Genomic DNA, 14,371 nt, shown 5'->3' with positions numbered 1-14,371 from the left:
ATTAGTTAACAAAAAGTAATTTGCGCCTGATTTTTAGGAGAAGGCGCTTGAACCAGCCTTGAGTACGCTCCAGGTGAGTGGTGATCATCCAGAAGGAAAACTCTTTGCGCTTAGCGTTGGTTAGGGACTCAAATTGATCCATGAACTGCTGGCCGGCGTGGGTCTTGAAACCCTGAACTTGCCAGACCTTAAGGTAAACGATGAACTCGGAGAACGCCTGAAGAGTGGCAAGAGCCAGCCCGTGAAGACCATCCAGGTAACCTTGGCCAGCGAAGAAACGGGAGAGAAACTCAGCGATGGGCTTGGTAACCAGATCGGGCCAGTCTAGTTTGTAGCCTTGTTCGATCAAGGCTTTGGACTGGATATCGGTGTAGCGGTGAAGACGAGTTAGATATTGATCAATGCTGGTGTAGTGGAAGTGGGTGATACTTAATTCTTTCTTGGGATCTAAAGTAAGGCCCTCACCGTGGGTGACGGGAATGGAGTGAATCTCGTTTTGCCACTCGACCCGGTTTCGCTTAAAGAAGCGGATATTGTGGTCAGGCCACCAGCGGGAGTGTTCGATCCATTTGTTAAAAATGATGTTCTGACGGGGAATGCGGACAAAGTTGGTCTGGTTGGCTTCGGCAATCTCGATTAGCTTGGCTGCTAATGGATGGGGTACTCGCTCATCAGCATCAAGAACCAGAATCCAGTCACCAGTAGTCTTGCTTAAGGCAAAGTTGCGGGCTGGCTCGACGTAACCGACTCGTTTGTGGTTGTAAACATGTTTGGTGTAGCGATAGGCAATGTCCTTGGTCTTGTCGTCTGATTCCATATCAACAACGACGATTTCATCGACCCAGTTTAGAGACTCTAGACAATCGGCAATGTTTGATTCTTCGTTGAGGGTGTTGACTACGGCAGAGATTTTCATTTAATTTTGGGGGTTAAAAGTGAGTAATTACCAGAGGTAAAGATAGTGTCAAAGTGGGTAGAGAGGTCTTTTGTATTCATATGATCCTGTGACGTCTGGTAGATATATTCTATCTGGTTTTGTCTAACAAAGTCGGTGGGGAAGATATAGTCGGTGGTGTTGTAGAAACGGAGATTGTTTTGACGGATTTTTTGATATGAGTAATCCATAATCTCCAGATTGACCTCATCAGCAAAAAGAGCCTGGTGGCCAGTGAGGGCAGGAACGTAGGCGGTGCTGTCGGAGGCATGAACCGGTATGGGAGTAGAGTATGGATGACGGCGAGTGCGAGAGTGAACCGGGGTGATGACTCTAGAATGAGGCTGACGAGAGAGGTAATCTAAAACCCTTAACTCCTGATGGGTGATCGAGGTGGAGGGCTTAAGCGAAGCATACTCTTTAAGCGTACCGATGGTGGTAGGCAGAGTCAGAAAGGTAATAAGAAGAAGTAGACTTAAAAACTTGGGTAAGGTGTGGGAGCGAGAAAGAAAGGAGGCAACAGGGGGGCCTAAGAGCAAACTTAAGAAGAAGAGGGAGTAGTAGGAGAACTGGATTGAGTTCCAGGAGTTGCCGGACTGGATGAAGACAAAGGGTACAGCCAGACCAGCTAGAATGATCCAGGCAACTAGAGGCTGTGAGGCAGACTTAAAAAAGGACTGCCACCAAGCGGGTAGAGCTAGAACACGGATACCCAAGTTACCGAGGAGATAGACAAGAGTAAGGGTGATGTGAACTAGGAGAAGTTTTGGATATTGATCGGTAGCTTGGTAGACCTGCCAGGCGCTGGCAAAAGACTCTAGGTTGAGGCGATCCTGAGCTGAGACTAGGGAGCGGATGAACCAGAGAGGAGCAAACTGGAAAAGAGAGCCGCTGGAGGCATAGGTGGGCAGAAAGAGAAGAACAGAGAAGACAAGCAGGAAGGCGGGGAGTAACAACTTGGAGAAGCTAATGCGTCTGGTGGTAACGACAGAGAGAGATAGATGGGCAAAGAGGGCAAAGATTAGTAGCACAGAAGCGTAAGCCTTGGCCTGGATGAGCAGAGCACCGATCAGAGAGAGGATGAGGAGGCGTTTTAATGAGAGCGAATCATGCCAGGAGTGGTAGAGATTTAGGAAAACCAGGAGGAGAAGTAAGGACAGAGCGAAGGGAGGGTTGATCAAGGTGGAGATGTTTTGCTGCATCCAGAAGATGGATTCTCCACCCCAAAGAGTACCTTTCTGGAAGAAGTGGGGTATGAAACCCAATGAACCGGTGAGGTAGACGAAGACTAGAGAGAGACGGGCTTGGGAGGGAGAGTAGCGCCAGCGACGCAACAAAGTAAAACTGGTAAGACCAATGAAGAAGGCAAGCAAGGGAGGAATGAGGCGGAAGTAGAGATCAAGAGATGGGATGTTAAGCAGGAGGGAGAGGAGGGCTAGAAGATAGTCATAAAGGAGGTGGTAGTTGTGAATGGTAGTGTCTATAAGATTGGGATTGATGAGAGGATAGAGAGATTGTTTGAAGGACTCGATTAGGGAGAGATGGAAGAGAGCATCGTGGCTGTGAGGACCCCAGAAGCTTAAGCCGTATGGAGTGAGAGAGCCGCTTCTTGATATAGTAAGTGACCAGATAAAGGTGCCAAAGAGGAGAATGATAAAGGTGGTGAAATGGCGGGAGATGAGTTTGAATAAACGCTTGGGTGGGTATTTAAACAAGTAAGCGAGGAATAAAAACAAGGCAATAAGTTTGGTGATATTTAAGATCGAGGTGAATAAGGGAGTGTAATATGGACGCCAGGAAGTAGCCGAGAAAGTTTGATTGGCCCCTGAGGTAATAAGGTTAACCTGAGGATGAGAGGGAAGATTAAGGTTTAAGTTGGTAGTGAAACTTTTTGGCTTTAAGTTAATGAAGTAATCGGTAAAAGAAAGAGTGTAGGAAAAGGAAGAGTCTTGGGTAAGGGTGTAATCAAGAAGAGGAGTGGAGAGAGAGATGGGTTGATCTGGAGTGACAAGCGGGTAGGTATTTAGATTAAGAAAAGCGTTGGGGTTGCGATCAAAAAGAAAGGCTTCAGTTTCGTGATGATTGTAGAAAACCAGCGAGGTGAGCTGACTCTTTTGGCGATCAAGGGTGAGGAAATAGTGGGGACTGGCGTAGATAGTGAACTGATTACCTGAGGAAAGGTATGTGGGAGTGGTTAAGGGATTGTATGTAATAAAGTGGTCAGCGAAATCACCAACAGTGGTGAGAGAGTCAAGCGAAGATAGGGAAGTGAAAAGATCTGGTAAAACCTCAAGCTGTTGGTCAGCGGTTAAACTTTCCTCAAGGCCAAAGGAAATGAGGGAGGATTGATGGCGAGGATTACTAAGTAGTGAAACAAAATCAGAGTTACTGGGAAGACCCTGCCAGAAAGAAACCATGATATTAATGGCTTGATCTCGATCAGGGGAGGGAACGAGAGTGTTGTGTTTTGAGGGGAAGTAAGGATAGGGGAAGTAGTGATCAAGGGTAAGGTTTCCTGATGAGGGAAGATTAAGCAGAGCCGCCTTAACGCCATAGTGATCAGCTAGGTAACTTAATGAAAGAGCGTCAAGATATGGAGCGGCAACGACTCTAGGGTTGTGACCGAAAAGCTGTTTGAAGAGAGAAAAATACTGGTCAATGATCTGATAGCGAACCTCGGGGTGATAGCTGTTGATCAAGTGAGCAGTGGATGGATTGATGGCTCGAGGTAACCCGACATTCTCAAGAAAGACGGGAGTAATTTCAAGCAAAACTCCAAGCTCTTGCTCTGGGGATAAATTTAAATCAGTGAAGTAGGCAGAGGCAGTGGCGGAGGTTAAGGTATCGTAGTTAAGCAACCAGGTGACAGGAGTTGCTGATGGAGTGGCCAGTTGGTTGATGCGTTGAGGAAGACCTAAATACTCGAGCTGTTTGGTAGCTGGAACTCTGACTGGAAAGGTGAAGGAGAGACTAGACTCGGCCTGAACTGGAGAAGCAATGAAAAGAATTGAGAGTATGGTAAGAATGGAGAGAGCGAGCTTTTTGATCATCGGTTGGGTTTAATAAGATTCTTGAGATCAAGAAAGAGTTGCTTACCCTGAAGAAGGTAGAGGGAGACGAAGTAAATGAAGGCTCCAGCAAAGATAGTGACAATGATGCGAGGCAGGGAGGTGAGGTATGGAGTGATCACAAGCAGGGCTGAGCCCATGAAGAAACTAGCCAAGGTGGGAGCAAGCAAGGATTGGATAAAGTTGACTTTGACCAAGCGATAGATGACATACATGACGATGATGGAGCTAGTGGCGATAATGGCGGCAGCCAGAGAGACACCAACGAAACCTAACTTAACAGCTAGGTAAGGCATGAGGGCCCAGGTGAGAACTGTCCACATGATCATTAATTTAAAGGTGATTTTGATTTTGCCAATGGCATTAAGGGCATTGGTTAAAGGGGTGGAGATAGTAGCCCAGGCGGCATTAAAGAGATAGAGATAGAGAGGGATTAAGGCAGGTAGCCATTTTTGATAGCGGGGAATGGTGTTGACTAAAGGAAGAGCTAAAACGGCCATGCCAACAAAGGCAGGGAAGGAAACCAGGGCGAGATAGAAGATAGTTTTCTCTATACCTTTTTTAAGCACCTGGGGGTCATGTTGAACCCTGGCATAAGCGGGGAAAGCGACCTTGGTGATGTTGTCCATGAAGAAGCGTAGGGGCATGTTGGCCCAGCGAGAGGCCCAGCCGATGTAACCCAAACCAGTTTGACCAATCAGTTTGCCTAAGAAAAGTGTCATACCATCATCCTTGATGACTGCCAGGAAAGTGTTGGCTTGGTAGGGAAGGCCGAAGTTGAGTAGTTTTTTAAGAGAGTGACGATTTAGACCTAAGCCCGGTTTCCAGGGAGAGATAATGTAAATGGCGATAAGGCCAGTAAATCCACGAGCTAGAACGGCAAAAGTGAAGGTGTTGATCCCCCAGCCTTTCCAGGCGAAATAAACGGCGGAGAGATTAAAAACAAGGTTCTCTAAAATCTGAGGTATAACCAGTTTGTTAAATTGAAGATCGCGTTCTAGGAGAATGGAGGGGATGGTTTTAAGGGAGGAGAGAAAGAGAGACAGGCCTAAGGCCCACATGAGATAAATAGCGGCTGAGGAGAGCTGGTATTGAGATCTAATAAACCCGGTGTTGGCAAAAAGAAGAAAGAGAAGTAAGAGAACCAAGAACTGCTGGATGGTGAAGGTGGTGGTTAAATCTTGACGAGTGAGTTTGTCCTTTTTTTGAATTAAGGCAGCAGCCAGACCAATGTCAGAGAAGTAGGTAAGAAAGTTGACAACAGCGGAGACTAGGAAAAAAGTGCCGTAGTCTTGGGGCGAGAGAAAGACTGTAAGAAAGAAAGTGGCTATAAAAGAAATGACCTGAACTAAGAAAGTTCTGGAGGTGAGAGCGAGAACACCGGAGATAGAACGGGTCTTGACCTGATGGAGATCGATTTCGGGTGTGCCGGGGTCAAGCTCCACTGGTTGGCTTTCGGACATGGTTTGATTCTATCAGTTTCTTGACCAAATGAGGATAAAAGTGATGAGGTAAAATATGAAGGATGTTGATTGAAGAAGTAACCGAAACGCTAACTCAAGGAACAATTTTGGTGGACGTATTGTTAATAGTGGGTTGGTTGGGTTGGTTACTTAGAAGAAAAGGGGTCAAGATTGGTGGGGCAGAACTAGTGTATCGGTGGATCGAAGAAAATGGATTGATACTGGCTTGGTTGATGGCAGTAATAGCGACGACGGGAAGTCTGTTTTTCTCAGAGGTGGCGAAATATGATCCATGCGTCTTGTGCTGGTATCAGCGAATATTAATGTACCCATTGGTTTTGATTTTGGGTCTAGCAATCCTTAAAAAAGATAAGAACATCTTGCCCTACATGCTGGTAATGAGTCTGATGGGTTTGATCATTGCTTTGTACCACTACTATGTTCAGGTGTCCGGAGTGGAGATAGTGCCGTGTTCTGTTTCGGGCTACTCGGCTTCGTGTACACAACAGTTTGTATTACGCTACGGATATGTAACCATTGTGAGTATGTCAGCAACTGCCTTTGCTCTAATCAGTAGTATCGGAATGGTGATGGTGGGGAAGAGGCAAAACGAGAGAATTTGACGAATTTTGGTGGAGATAGACATAATTTTTTGAATAAAGTTGATTCTTTTGAACCTATAATCTATATTATAGATGTTCAGTTTGGCACACTAGAAAAGGGAGGCGTAACATGCCCGACGAGAAGCGTGACCCCAAAACAGGGATGACGTACGTAGAAATCGGAGGTACGAAGTATTACGTCGATAACAGCGGAGGATTGCACAAGTCCCCAGCAGACGTAATCAGCGAAAATCAGCGGACGGAGGGTGATTACAGCCGGGGGTCGAGTGGGGGCTGCCCACAAGACTCAAATTTGGTGCCACCTCCACCGCCCGATCCGCCAGCACCGAAGAAGTGATCAAGTAAAACAAACAAGGCCAGACTGAACATACAAAGGGGAGGCAGACAGCCGTTTGTCTCCCTTTACACTTTTAAGTTGTAGGATATGAATATGGATGCAAGTAATGAGATATATCAGGAGTTTTTGAGAAAGTTTAGGCTGTGGGACAGATCGTTTGATGAGGACGAGTTAAAGGCAATGATCACTCAATCGGCTAAAGACGCACGACAGAGATACTTTGGCTTTGAGGAAGAACCTGTTATGAAAAAAGAAGTGTACATGACGGGTTGGATACGAGAGGAATTAGAAAAGAACTTAAATCAATACAGCCTTGATTACATAAACAAACAGGGTAAATATAGGAAGCTGCACCAAGAGGTCGCAAAATCTGTGGCTAGCTATTTTTCGATTAAGGGTTTGGGTGATTTAATTTTGGATCCTCAAAAGTATGATCAGTTGTTTTCAGGTAAATATGAGGATAGGGAAAAAAGATGGGAAAAGTTGAACTTACCGGTTACTGAAATGAAGGAGAACTTTGTAAATTTGATAGATGCACGGGTTCGATTGGTTAAAATAGTAAATAGATTAAGTTATGTTGATTTTCGATTAACGAGTATTGGGGCGACAAAGGATGACTATCACTACTTTATGGAAAACATTGAGAAGATAATTAAGGGGTACAGTGATAGGTTGCCGACAATCAATAATTTACCCGATTGGTTTTATGGCAACTTTAATCATCCCTGCTTGATCTGCAGATTAAATGATTTTCCTCTTGACTCTCTAGAACAGACAGTGGATTACTTTGCTGATAAATATGAAGAGATTGAACAAAATAGAAACAGAGTTGAGATTAAATTTAACAGTGGTGATGGTGCTTGGATGAGATATGTTAAGGAGAGAGATCAATTTGAGATTAGTCTCGATGGAAAGAGGAATATAAGGCACCAGATTGTGTCACTGATTCATGAGTTGAGCCATGTAGTATCACTGCTAAAACGGTTTAGTGGTGGAGTTGATTGGATGAAAGGAGGTAAGTTTGAGGCAGAAAAAGAAGCTCTAGTTATCGAAAAAGAAGTGCTAATGTCTCTATCAAAAGATTTGTATGGAGCAAGTCTAATGGATAAATTGATGGTATTGCGACAAACCATATTTGAACTTGAGATATATGAAAGTCCGAATCAGGATCTAGCAAAACTGTACGCTGAAACTTTTAATCGATGTTTTAGAGAGGGGCGACAGGAAAGAAACGACCTGTATTTGATTAATCGCAGTGTGATCATGGAGCCACTAAAAAGCTTACCTCACTGTTTGGCAATGACAGTGACGGTTACTGAGTAAGTGGTAATAGGGGCTTAAGACTTAGTTCTTGATTTTGTTTGTTTCTTGGACACAGGTAGAAAGAGGAGAAGAAAGGAGACAGACAGACCAACAAGGGTAACTAGATCAGATAACTGCTGAAGAGGAGTTTTTTCAAACTTGAGAGTGACAAAGTGAGAACCAGAAGGAACATCAAAAGTGATGAGACCAAGGTCGTCTACATTGTACTTAACTGATTGGTCATCTAGATATACGTGCCAGTTGGGATAGGCGAAACGATGAAGGGTTAAGGTATCTTGATTGGAGGGATAGACCTGGAAGCGGGTGTGGAAAGGATTGTCATCAAGGATGTTAATGCGAGTATCTGGATCCTTGGCGGTTAAGAGCTGATCAGGTAGACTGGTCGGTCTGGTGGCGGTAAGAGGCAGGGAGACGTAATCCTCGGTATGTTCAAGGTATGCCGAGGAGACCTCATACTCATCTCCTTGGGCTTGGTTGGGAAGATAGCGGTGGAGATAGTAGTTGTCATCCCGATCATAGATCTCTCCGGGTTGGAAAAAGCGAATGGTGGAGAGAGGAGAGGCTACTAGCAAGAATAGGCCTAGAGGTAGGAATAGTTTTTTGGGAATTAAAGGAGTCGTCAAAAGAAAGATGACTGGGACCAAGAAGGTGGTAATCATTAACAAACGCCAAGGGAACTGAACTAACTGAGTGAAGGGAAAGACATCCCAGAAAAAAGAGGTGCGGATGTTCATTAAGGCAATAGTGGCAGGGAAGGCTAAAAGCAGATAGAGGAAAATATTGCGATTGAGTTTGTCTTGGTATCGCCTAATTTTTAACATGGTGAGGATATATACAAAGACAAGGATGAGGAGAGGAACTAAACCAAGCTGGAATGAAAGACCATCATCAATGCCCCAAACCGAGGCACGGTAGCCCCAGGGAGAGTAGATGAGCTGCTTTAGAAATGGAAAGTGATCATAGAAGTTAAAGGGACTGGATGGTTTGATAAGAGAACGATCAACCAGCAGGGGGAGGAGATAAAAGGCAGAGGTGGAGAGAGCAATCAGATTGGTGGTGATAAGTGGGAAGAAGAGGCGACGGTTGGAGATCAAGAGAAACAAACTTAAACCAAGTAGGAGAGGAATGAAGAAGACGGTAGCCAGCTGATGAGTCAGAATCAAGGCAGACCAAGAGAGACCGGCTAGGACAGCTCGTTTTAAGTTGGGTTTTTGGAAAAGTCTTAAAGTAAACAAAAAGACCCAGGGGAAGAGAGCTAGGGCAAACGACTCCCCTAGTGAACCTCTGACAAAACTGGCGACTGCCCGGTAGGGGGTATATGTATAGATGACGGCGGCGACCAGGCTTAAGAAAGGAGTGGTGAGCTGGAGACCCAAGAAATAGACACCCAAGGCAGCAACAAAGAAGCCGAGGATTAAAAGTATCTTGAAGGTAGCAACCAAAGAGAAACCAGCCAGATGGAAGGGGTAGCCTAAGAAATATGGGAGCTGGTAGTAAAAAGCGGGAAAGGGTGAGCCGTAGTTGAAGTGGAAATCTAAACCCCAACGAGGCGGAAACTGACCTAAATCTAAAGTCTTGAAAAACTGGTGCATGTTAACGATCTGTGTCTCGTCGTGAAAGGTGAAAAAGGGGTGATAGAGAAGAGAAAAGACGGCAGGCAGAGTAAAGAGAATAGTGAGGAGAAGAAACAGCAGCCAGTTATTTTTTGTTTTCATGCTTCTTGGCGGTGTGAATGGTGAAGATAAGGAGGATGGCAAAGCTTGAGAGAGTGATTAAATTGGCAGCCGATCTTAAAGGCGTGTTGGTGAAGCGACCAACGGCGGTGTACTGACCAGGAGGAATGGTGAACTCAATGACTCCCCCAGGATTATTAGAATGAAACTCAATGGGCTGTTGATCAAGTAAGACGATCCAGTGAGGAAAATCAAAGACGGGGACTCTGACAACAGCTGGTTGATTGCTGGAGTTGTTGACGGTAAAACGCCAGAAGTTGGAACGTTTGCGGAACTGGCTAATGTCTGCCTCGCCCTCAACTACCCAAGGTAGGGCAGGAGCTAGGGTGTTTGGATGCTCTTTGACCTGGGTGGGGATGTAGTCAAGGATGGTGGCGAGTGACTGGATGCGATACTCCTCACCTGAGAGTTTGAGTTGATCGGTCATATTGGGGAAGTGCTTTTCGGGGGTAAAGTAGCTAAAGTTTAAAGCGACTATGACGACGGAGAGAAGCAGAGAGATAGGCCAACGGAGACGAGAGGGTATAAGGGCAAAGAGAAGGGCGAAAAGAAGGGCTCCGGCAAACATAGCAATACCTAAAAAGCGCCAGGGGAACTGGACGAAGGAAAGTAAGGGAACTAGTTCCCAGAGGTAGACTGATTTGGCGTGGGTCATAAAGACAGAAGCCATGTACAGCAGGGAGGCAAAGAGAGCTAATCTGGTTAGGACTGAGGAACGCTTTTTAATAAACAAAATAAGTGAGGCAAAAAGACCGGCAACAGAGAGCCACCAGTGCGGCCAACCTAGCTGGAAGGAGAGTTGGTCTTCAGGGCCAGGACGGGAAGGACCGTAACCCCAGCTGCGATCAAGAAAGAGCTGGCGGAGAGAGGCAAAGTGGTGGCGGAAGTTGTAGTAATCAGTAGTCAGAGTATCGATCTTGACTAAAGGGCGTTCAAAGAAAGCGGGAAGCAGGAAAAAGGCAGAGAGACCAACGGCTAGAGCAAAAGTGGATATAAGACGAAGCAGGTGTTTTAAGTTACCGTTGGAAATAAACCAGTAAAGACCCCAGATAAGGGCAATGGGGGTGAAAAGTAGAGTCATGATGTTGTGAGCCAGGAAAAGACCGGTAAGGCTTAAGGTAGAGAGGATAAAGTAGAGAGGTTTTTTAGGTTTTTGGGATAAACGATAGAGGGAGAGGAAGATGGCCGGGAAAAAGACGATACCCCAGGACTCGGTCATGGCACCACGGACATAGACATCAAGAGAGTGGTAAGGAGCAAAGGTGAAGAAGGCAGCTGCTGAAAGAGCCGCTGGGACACCTAAGAAGGCGTTAACGAGAAGGTAGATGAAAATGGCGGGAAGCAGAAAGGTTAATAGGAAGAGGATTTTGGAGATGGCTATAAAAGAAAAACCGAAGATGCGAAAGAAAGTACCAAGGTAATAGGCAAAAACGGGGTGGTAATTGTAGAGGGGGTGGCCGTAGTTGCCGCCCATGTCAGGCACCCAGCGACAGGGGATTTGGCCATCCTGGAAACAGCGTTCCATCTGGTAAAGGCGCATGACCTGAACATCATCGTGCATGGTGAAGTAGCCAGACTTAAAGAGAGGCAGACTGGCTAATAAGGCAATTAGAATAGTGAGAAGTAACCCAAGCCGGAAGGGAGTGATTTTAATTCTTTTTTTGATTGTAAACACGGATTGAGAAAATAATTAAACAAGCTAGAGACGCTAGAGTAAGGATATCAGAGAATCGGCGTATCGGGGTGGATTCAAGCTTGACATGGAAGGAGTGGTTGCCTTGAGGAGTGGTAAAGGTAATAAGACCCAATGGATTGTCGTAGGTTAAGGGGTGAGTTTTGTTGTCAAGAGTGAGAGTAAAACCTGGGTAATAGAAGAGGGGTAGGCGGATGGTGGCCTGGTTGGAGATAACCTCAAGATTGCCTGATTGCCAGTGACTCCCCTTTTGGTAGTCGGTAACTGTGGCAGCACCTTCAAGCAACTCTGGCTGATTGGGAGCAGGTTGAGAAGGAGGCATGTTAGCGAAGATGGGTAGGTAGTCAAAAATGCTGATGGTCATTTGTTTGTCCCAGGAGGGGCCGGAGAACTTTTCCTGGTCAGTGATGTTAATCCAGGACTGGGGCTTAAAGAAATTAAAGTTAAGCAATATAACAAAGAAAGAAAGAGTGATAAGTAACCATTTGCGAGTGGGTAGATGAGAGGTGAAAGCAAGCAGACTACCGCCGGCTGCAGAGGAGGCAAAAGTGGCGATGACCAGGAAGCGCCAGGGAAACTGGAAGTATTTTAAGAAGGGCAGATTGTTCCAGATAAAGACGGAACGCTGGTGAGTCATGAAGACAGAGGATATAAAGAAAAGTCCAAGCAGTAAAACCGGTAGAGCGTATTGGCGCTGACGGCGAAAACGAAGCAGGGCAAAGATGAGGGCAATACCAAGCAAGAACCAGTGAAGAGTACCAATAGCAAAGCCAAGATCATCGTAGGGACCTAATTCGGATGAACCAAAGCCCCAGAAAGAGGAGAAGAAAAGCTGACCTAGGGAAACAAAGTGAGCTAGATAGTTAAAGTAGCCAACGGTCATGGTCTCTAAATGAACAAAGGGTTTTTCAAAGAAAGCAGGAAGGATAAAAAAGGCGGATAGGCCAACTCCTAAAAGAGCGGAGAAGATAAGGTGGGGAAGCAGGCGAAAACGACGGTAATGGTAGAGATAGAAAAGACCCCAGATGGCGGCCAAGGGAGTAAAGGCTAACGTGGTTAGGTTATGGCTTAAGAGCAAGCCGGAATAGGAAAGGGAGAGGATGATTAAGTTTTTGGTTTGTTTGGTTTTGATAAATTCCCTGATGGCGTAAAAAATTAGTGGTAGGAAAACCATGGCAGTAAACTCAGCCACCGCTCCACGAGAGTAAAGATCGGAGGCACGATATGGCGCGTAGAGATAGAGGATGGCTGAGAGAAGTCCGCCTGCTCTACCCCAGAGTGAGGAGCCAAGCAGGTACATGGTCATACCAGCTAGTAAAAAGCCTAGGCTCATGACAATCTTGACTGAGTCGAGCAAAGAAAATCCAAGCAGGTGAAAGGCCTCCATGGAGTAGTAAGGCAGGGGTGAGTAGAAAATAAACTGGGGGTAGCCGTAACCATAGCCCATGTCCGGGACCCAACGACAAGGTAGCTGACCATCATTAACGCAGCGATCAAGCTGGAGGACGCGCATGGCCTGCATATCATCATGCATGGGGAAGTAGCCAGGTCTGGCCATTTTGATAAAAGTAGGGATGGAGATAACGAAAAGAAGGATGAGGATAGCAAGACGGGAGGATTTAAGGCGTTTGAGTAGGGACATTTAAATTTTTTACCAATTAACGAACCGGCTGAGGGTGGAGTCGGAAAAATTCAAGATACTCGGCCTCACCTGAGAGAGGAGGTAGGCGAGGATAGGTGGCGATGGGTTCTAGCTTGGTTAACTCAATCGGAGTTAGCAGATTACGGGTGTTGTTAACCAGCAGGTAAACCTCGTGTTCTTCAAGAGAGTTCAGGAGGGATTCGGGTAACTTGGTGACTGGCTGGCCAACGCCAATAACGGTGATGTTGGGCTTGCCCTCGGTGTAGATCTGAAGACCATCGGGCAGAGTGCCAAAGTAGCCTTCAGTGCCAACAACCAGGGTGGCGGACTGAGAGCGTTGTTCAAGATATGCGGCGATTTCTTTAAGGCCGTAGCCGGCAGTCCACTCGCGGAAGTAACCGGAGCGCATTCGTTCAGGCAGTCTGGCTTGGGTGGGATTAGTTAACAGAGTGAATGAGGAAAACCCGAGAAAGGCGAAGACCACGACTAATAGAATAGAAAATAGACGAGGCTTAAGACGTTTGCTTAGGTCTGAGAGTGAGATGGTGGTAACGACTAAGAGGAGAGGGATGATGTACAGCAGATAACGAGGGGTGTAGACCTTGGCAACAAAGGCTTGGGCCAGGAGGGGGAGCAAGCTCCAGAAGATAAGGGCAAAGATATATGGAGATTTTTTGGCATTGGCAAAGGGACTTAGTAAAAGAAGAATGAAGACAGGCCAGGTAAGAAGCAGGGTAAACCAGGAGAAGGTGGCCTTAAGATTGCCGGTTAAGGGATTAAGCGGGTGGGTGATAGCTTCAGAGACAGGAAAGATATAGTCTAGGTTTCTGGAGGATATAAGGTGGAAATTGGGACCTAGGCGAAGAATGTTGTAGATGGCGAATCCAAGCAGGAAGGCGATAAACCAACCACTTAGAATTTTTAGGAAATGGGTTTTGCGGCGGGTGGTAACGATGAGTAACAATGTGGGCTGAAGAAGGATAAAGAAGAGACCGGGTGACTTGGTGATAAAGGCTCCTCCCAAAACAAAACCTAGTAATAAACTTAAGTCCAACCGAGGGTGGTTGATAAGCAAGATACCAAAGAAAGCCGACCAGACAGAGAACATGGCAAGCAGGCTATCAGCTAGAGCCATGCGATCAAAAAAGAGGGTATAAGGAGTGAGGATATAGAGGAGGGCGGCTAAGACAGCAGAAAACCTGGAACGGGTGATGTACCAAACTAAGGCGAGTAAGCCAACTAGAGTACCAAAACCGGCGGCAACTGAGGTAAGACGGCCGGCGATGACTGGATCTGAGACAAACTTAAGAAAGGGAATGATTAGCCACATAAAGAGAGGCTGTTTGCCGTCAGAGAGAGGCAAGAAACGCAGGGTTGGCTCGTTCTTCATGATTTGGGCCCAGCGGATATAGATGGCTTCGTCGGCAAAAACAGGGATGGCATCGAGGTTAATCAGCCGAGTGAGAAAGTAGAGAGCGAAGAGAAAGATAAGAAGAAGAAAGGTTTTTGGCACAAGAAGTTGGCGGAGTTGGGTTTTAATGGAAGAAGTGGCCAT

The 14,371-nt window shown here is 46.1% G+C and carries 9 protein-coding genes; 2 read left to right on the top strand and 7 right to left on the bottom strand.

Translation table 11 applies throughout. From position 1 onward, the window contains the following. Position 1 precedes the first annotated feature (1 nt). From MICH65_RS02495 to MICH65_RS02485, 3 genes are read right to left on the bottom strand one after another with little or no spacing between them, the layout of a single operon-like run. Positions 2–916, bottom strand: coding sequence for a glycosyltransferase family 2 protein (locus MICH65_RS02495; protein ID WP_161931849.1), 915 nt, complete (start codon positions 914–916; stop codon positions 2–4). Then, positions 913–3,984 (bottom strand): hypothetical protein, encoded by a 3,072-nt coding sequence (locus MICH65_RS02490; protein WP_161931848.1) that lies wholly within the window; start codon positions 3,982–3,984, stop codon positions 913–915. Before MICH65_RS02490 ends, MICH65_RS02495 begins: the two co-directional genes overlap by 4 nt. Next, on the bottom strand, positions 3,981–5,465 hold the full coding sequence (locus tag MICH65_RS02485) for an oligosaccharide flippase family protein (protein WP_161931847.1): 1,485 nt from the start codon (positions 5,463–5,465) through the stop codon (positions 3,981–3,983). The genes MICH65_RS02490 and MICH65_RS02485 overlap by 4 nt, the downstream gene beginning before the upstream one ends. Before the next feature lie 62 nt (positions 5,466–5,527). Here MICH65_RS02485 and MICH65_RS02480 point away from each other — a divergent pair, with 62 nt between their 5' ends. Next, on the top strand, positions 5,528–6,088 hold the full coding sequence (locus tag MICH65_RS02480) for a disulfide oxidoreductase (RefSeq protein ID WP_161931846.1): 561 nt from the start codon (positions 5,528–5,530) through the stop codon (positions 6,086–6,088). A gap of 424 nt (positions 6,089–6,512) precedes the next feature. Further along, positions 6,513–7,748: a hypothetical protein gene (locus tag MICH65_RS02475; RefSeq protein ID WP_161931845.1), complete on the top strand. Its 1,236-nt coding sequence runs from the start codon at positions 6,513–6,515 to the stop codon at positions 7,746–7,748. A 14-nt stretch (positions 7,749–7,762) separates the two neighbouring features. Here the strand turns inward: MICH65_RS02475 and MICH65_RS02470 are convergent, their stop codons facing one another. The 4 genes from MICH65_RS02470 to MICH65_RS02455 are packed head-to-tail and all read right to left on the bottom strand — an operon-like array spanning position 7,763 to position 14,371. Next, positions 7,763–9,463 (bottom strand): 6-pyruvoyl-tetrahydropterin synthase-related protein, encoded by a 1,701-nt coding sequence (locus MICH65_RS02470; RefSeq protein WP_161931844.1) that lies wholly within the window; start codon positions 9,461–9,463, stop codon positions 7,763–7,765. Beyond that, entirely contained in the window at positions 9,447–11,156 is a 1,710-nt protein-coding gene (locus MICH65_RS02465) for a hypothetical protein (RefSeq protein WP_161931843.1), read from the bottom strand. The genes MICH65_RS02470 and MICH65_RS02465 overlap by 17 nt, the downstream gene beginning before the upstream one ends. After that, positions 11,131–12,816, bottom strand: coding sequence for a 6-pyruvoyl-tetrahydropterin synthase-related protein (locus tag MICH65_RS02460; protein ID WP_161931842.1), 1,686 nt, complete (start codon positions 12,814–12,816; stop codon positions 11,131–11,133). Before MICH65_RS02460 ends, MICH65_RS02465 begins: the two co-directional genes overlap by 26 nt. Before the next feature lie 16 nt (positions 12,817–12,832). After that, positions 12,833–14,371, bottom strand: a complete 1,539-nt coding sequence (locus MICH65_RS02455; RefSeq protein ID WP_161931841.1) for an ArnT family glycosyltransferase — start codon at positions 14,369–14,371, stop codon at positions 12,833–12,835.

The organism is Candidatus Chazhemtobacterium aquaticus (assembly GCF_009936135.1).
Taxonomy (GTDB): domain Bacteria; phylum Patescibacteriota; class Microgenomatia; order UBA1400; family Chazhemtobacteraceae; genus Chazhemtobacterium; species Chazhemtobacterium aquaticus.
This window is presented reverse-complemented; position numbering and strand designations above follow the sequence as displayed.

Bases quoted from the DNA above. Each gene is read 5' to 3' on its own strand.
- MICH65_RS02460 (WP_161931842.1), bottom strand. From the start codon at position 12,816: ATGTCCCTACTCAAACGCCTTAAATCCTCCCGTCTTGCTATCCTCATC.
- MICH65_RS02495 (WP_161931849.1), bottom strand. From the start codon at position 916: ATGAAAATCTCTGCCGTAGTCAACACCCTCAACGAAGAATCAAACATT.
- MICH65_RS02480 (WP_161931846.1), top strand. From the start codon at position 5,528: ATGTTGATTGAAGAAGTAACCGAAACGCTAACTCAAGGAACAATTTTG.
- MICH65_RS02470 (WP_161931844.1), bottom strand. From the start codon at position 9,463: ATGAAAACAAAAAATAACTGGCTGCTGTTTCTTCTCCTCACTATTCTC.
- MICH65_RS02475 (WP_161931845.1), top strand. From the start codon at position 6,513: ATGAATATGGATGCAAGTAATGAGATATATCAGGAGTTTTTGAGAAAG.
- MICH65_RS02485 (WP_161931847.1), bottom strand. From the start codon at position 5,465: ATGTCCGAAAGCCAACCAGTGGAGCTTGACCCCGGCACACCCGAAATC.
- MICH65_RS02490 (WP_161931848.1), bottom strand. From the start codon at position 3,984: ATGATCAAAAAGCTCGCTCTCTCCATTCTTACCATACTCTCAATTCTT.
- MICH65_RS02455 (WP_161931841.1), bottom strand. From the start codon at position 14,371: ATGGCCACTTCTTCCATTAAAACCCAACTCCGCCAACTTCTTGTGCCA.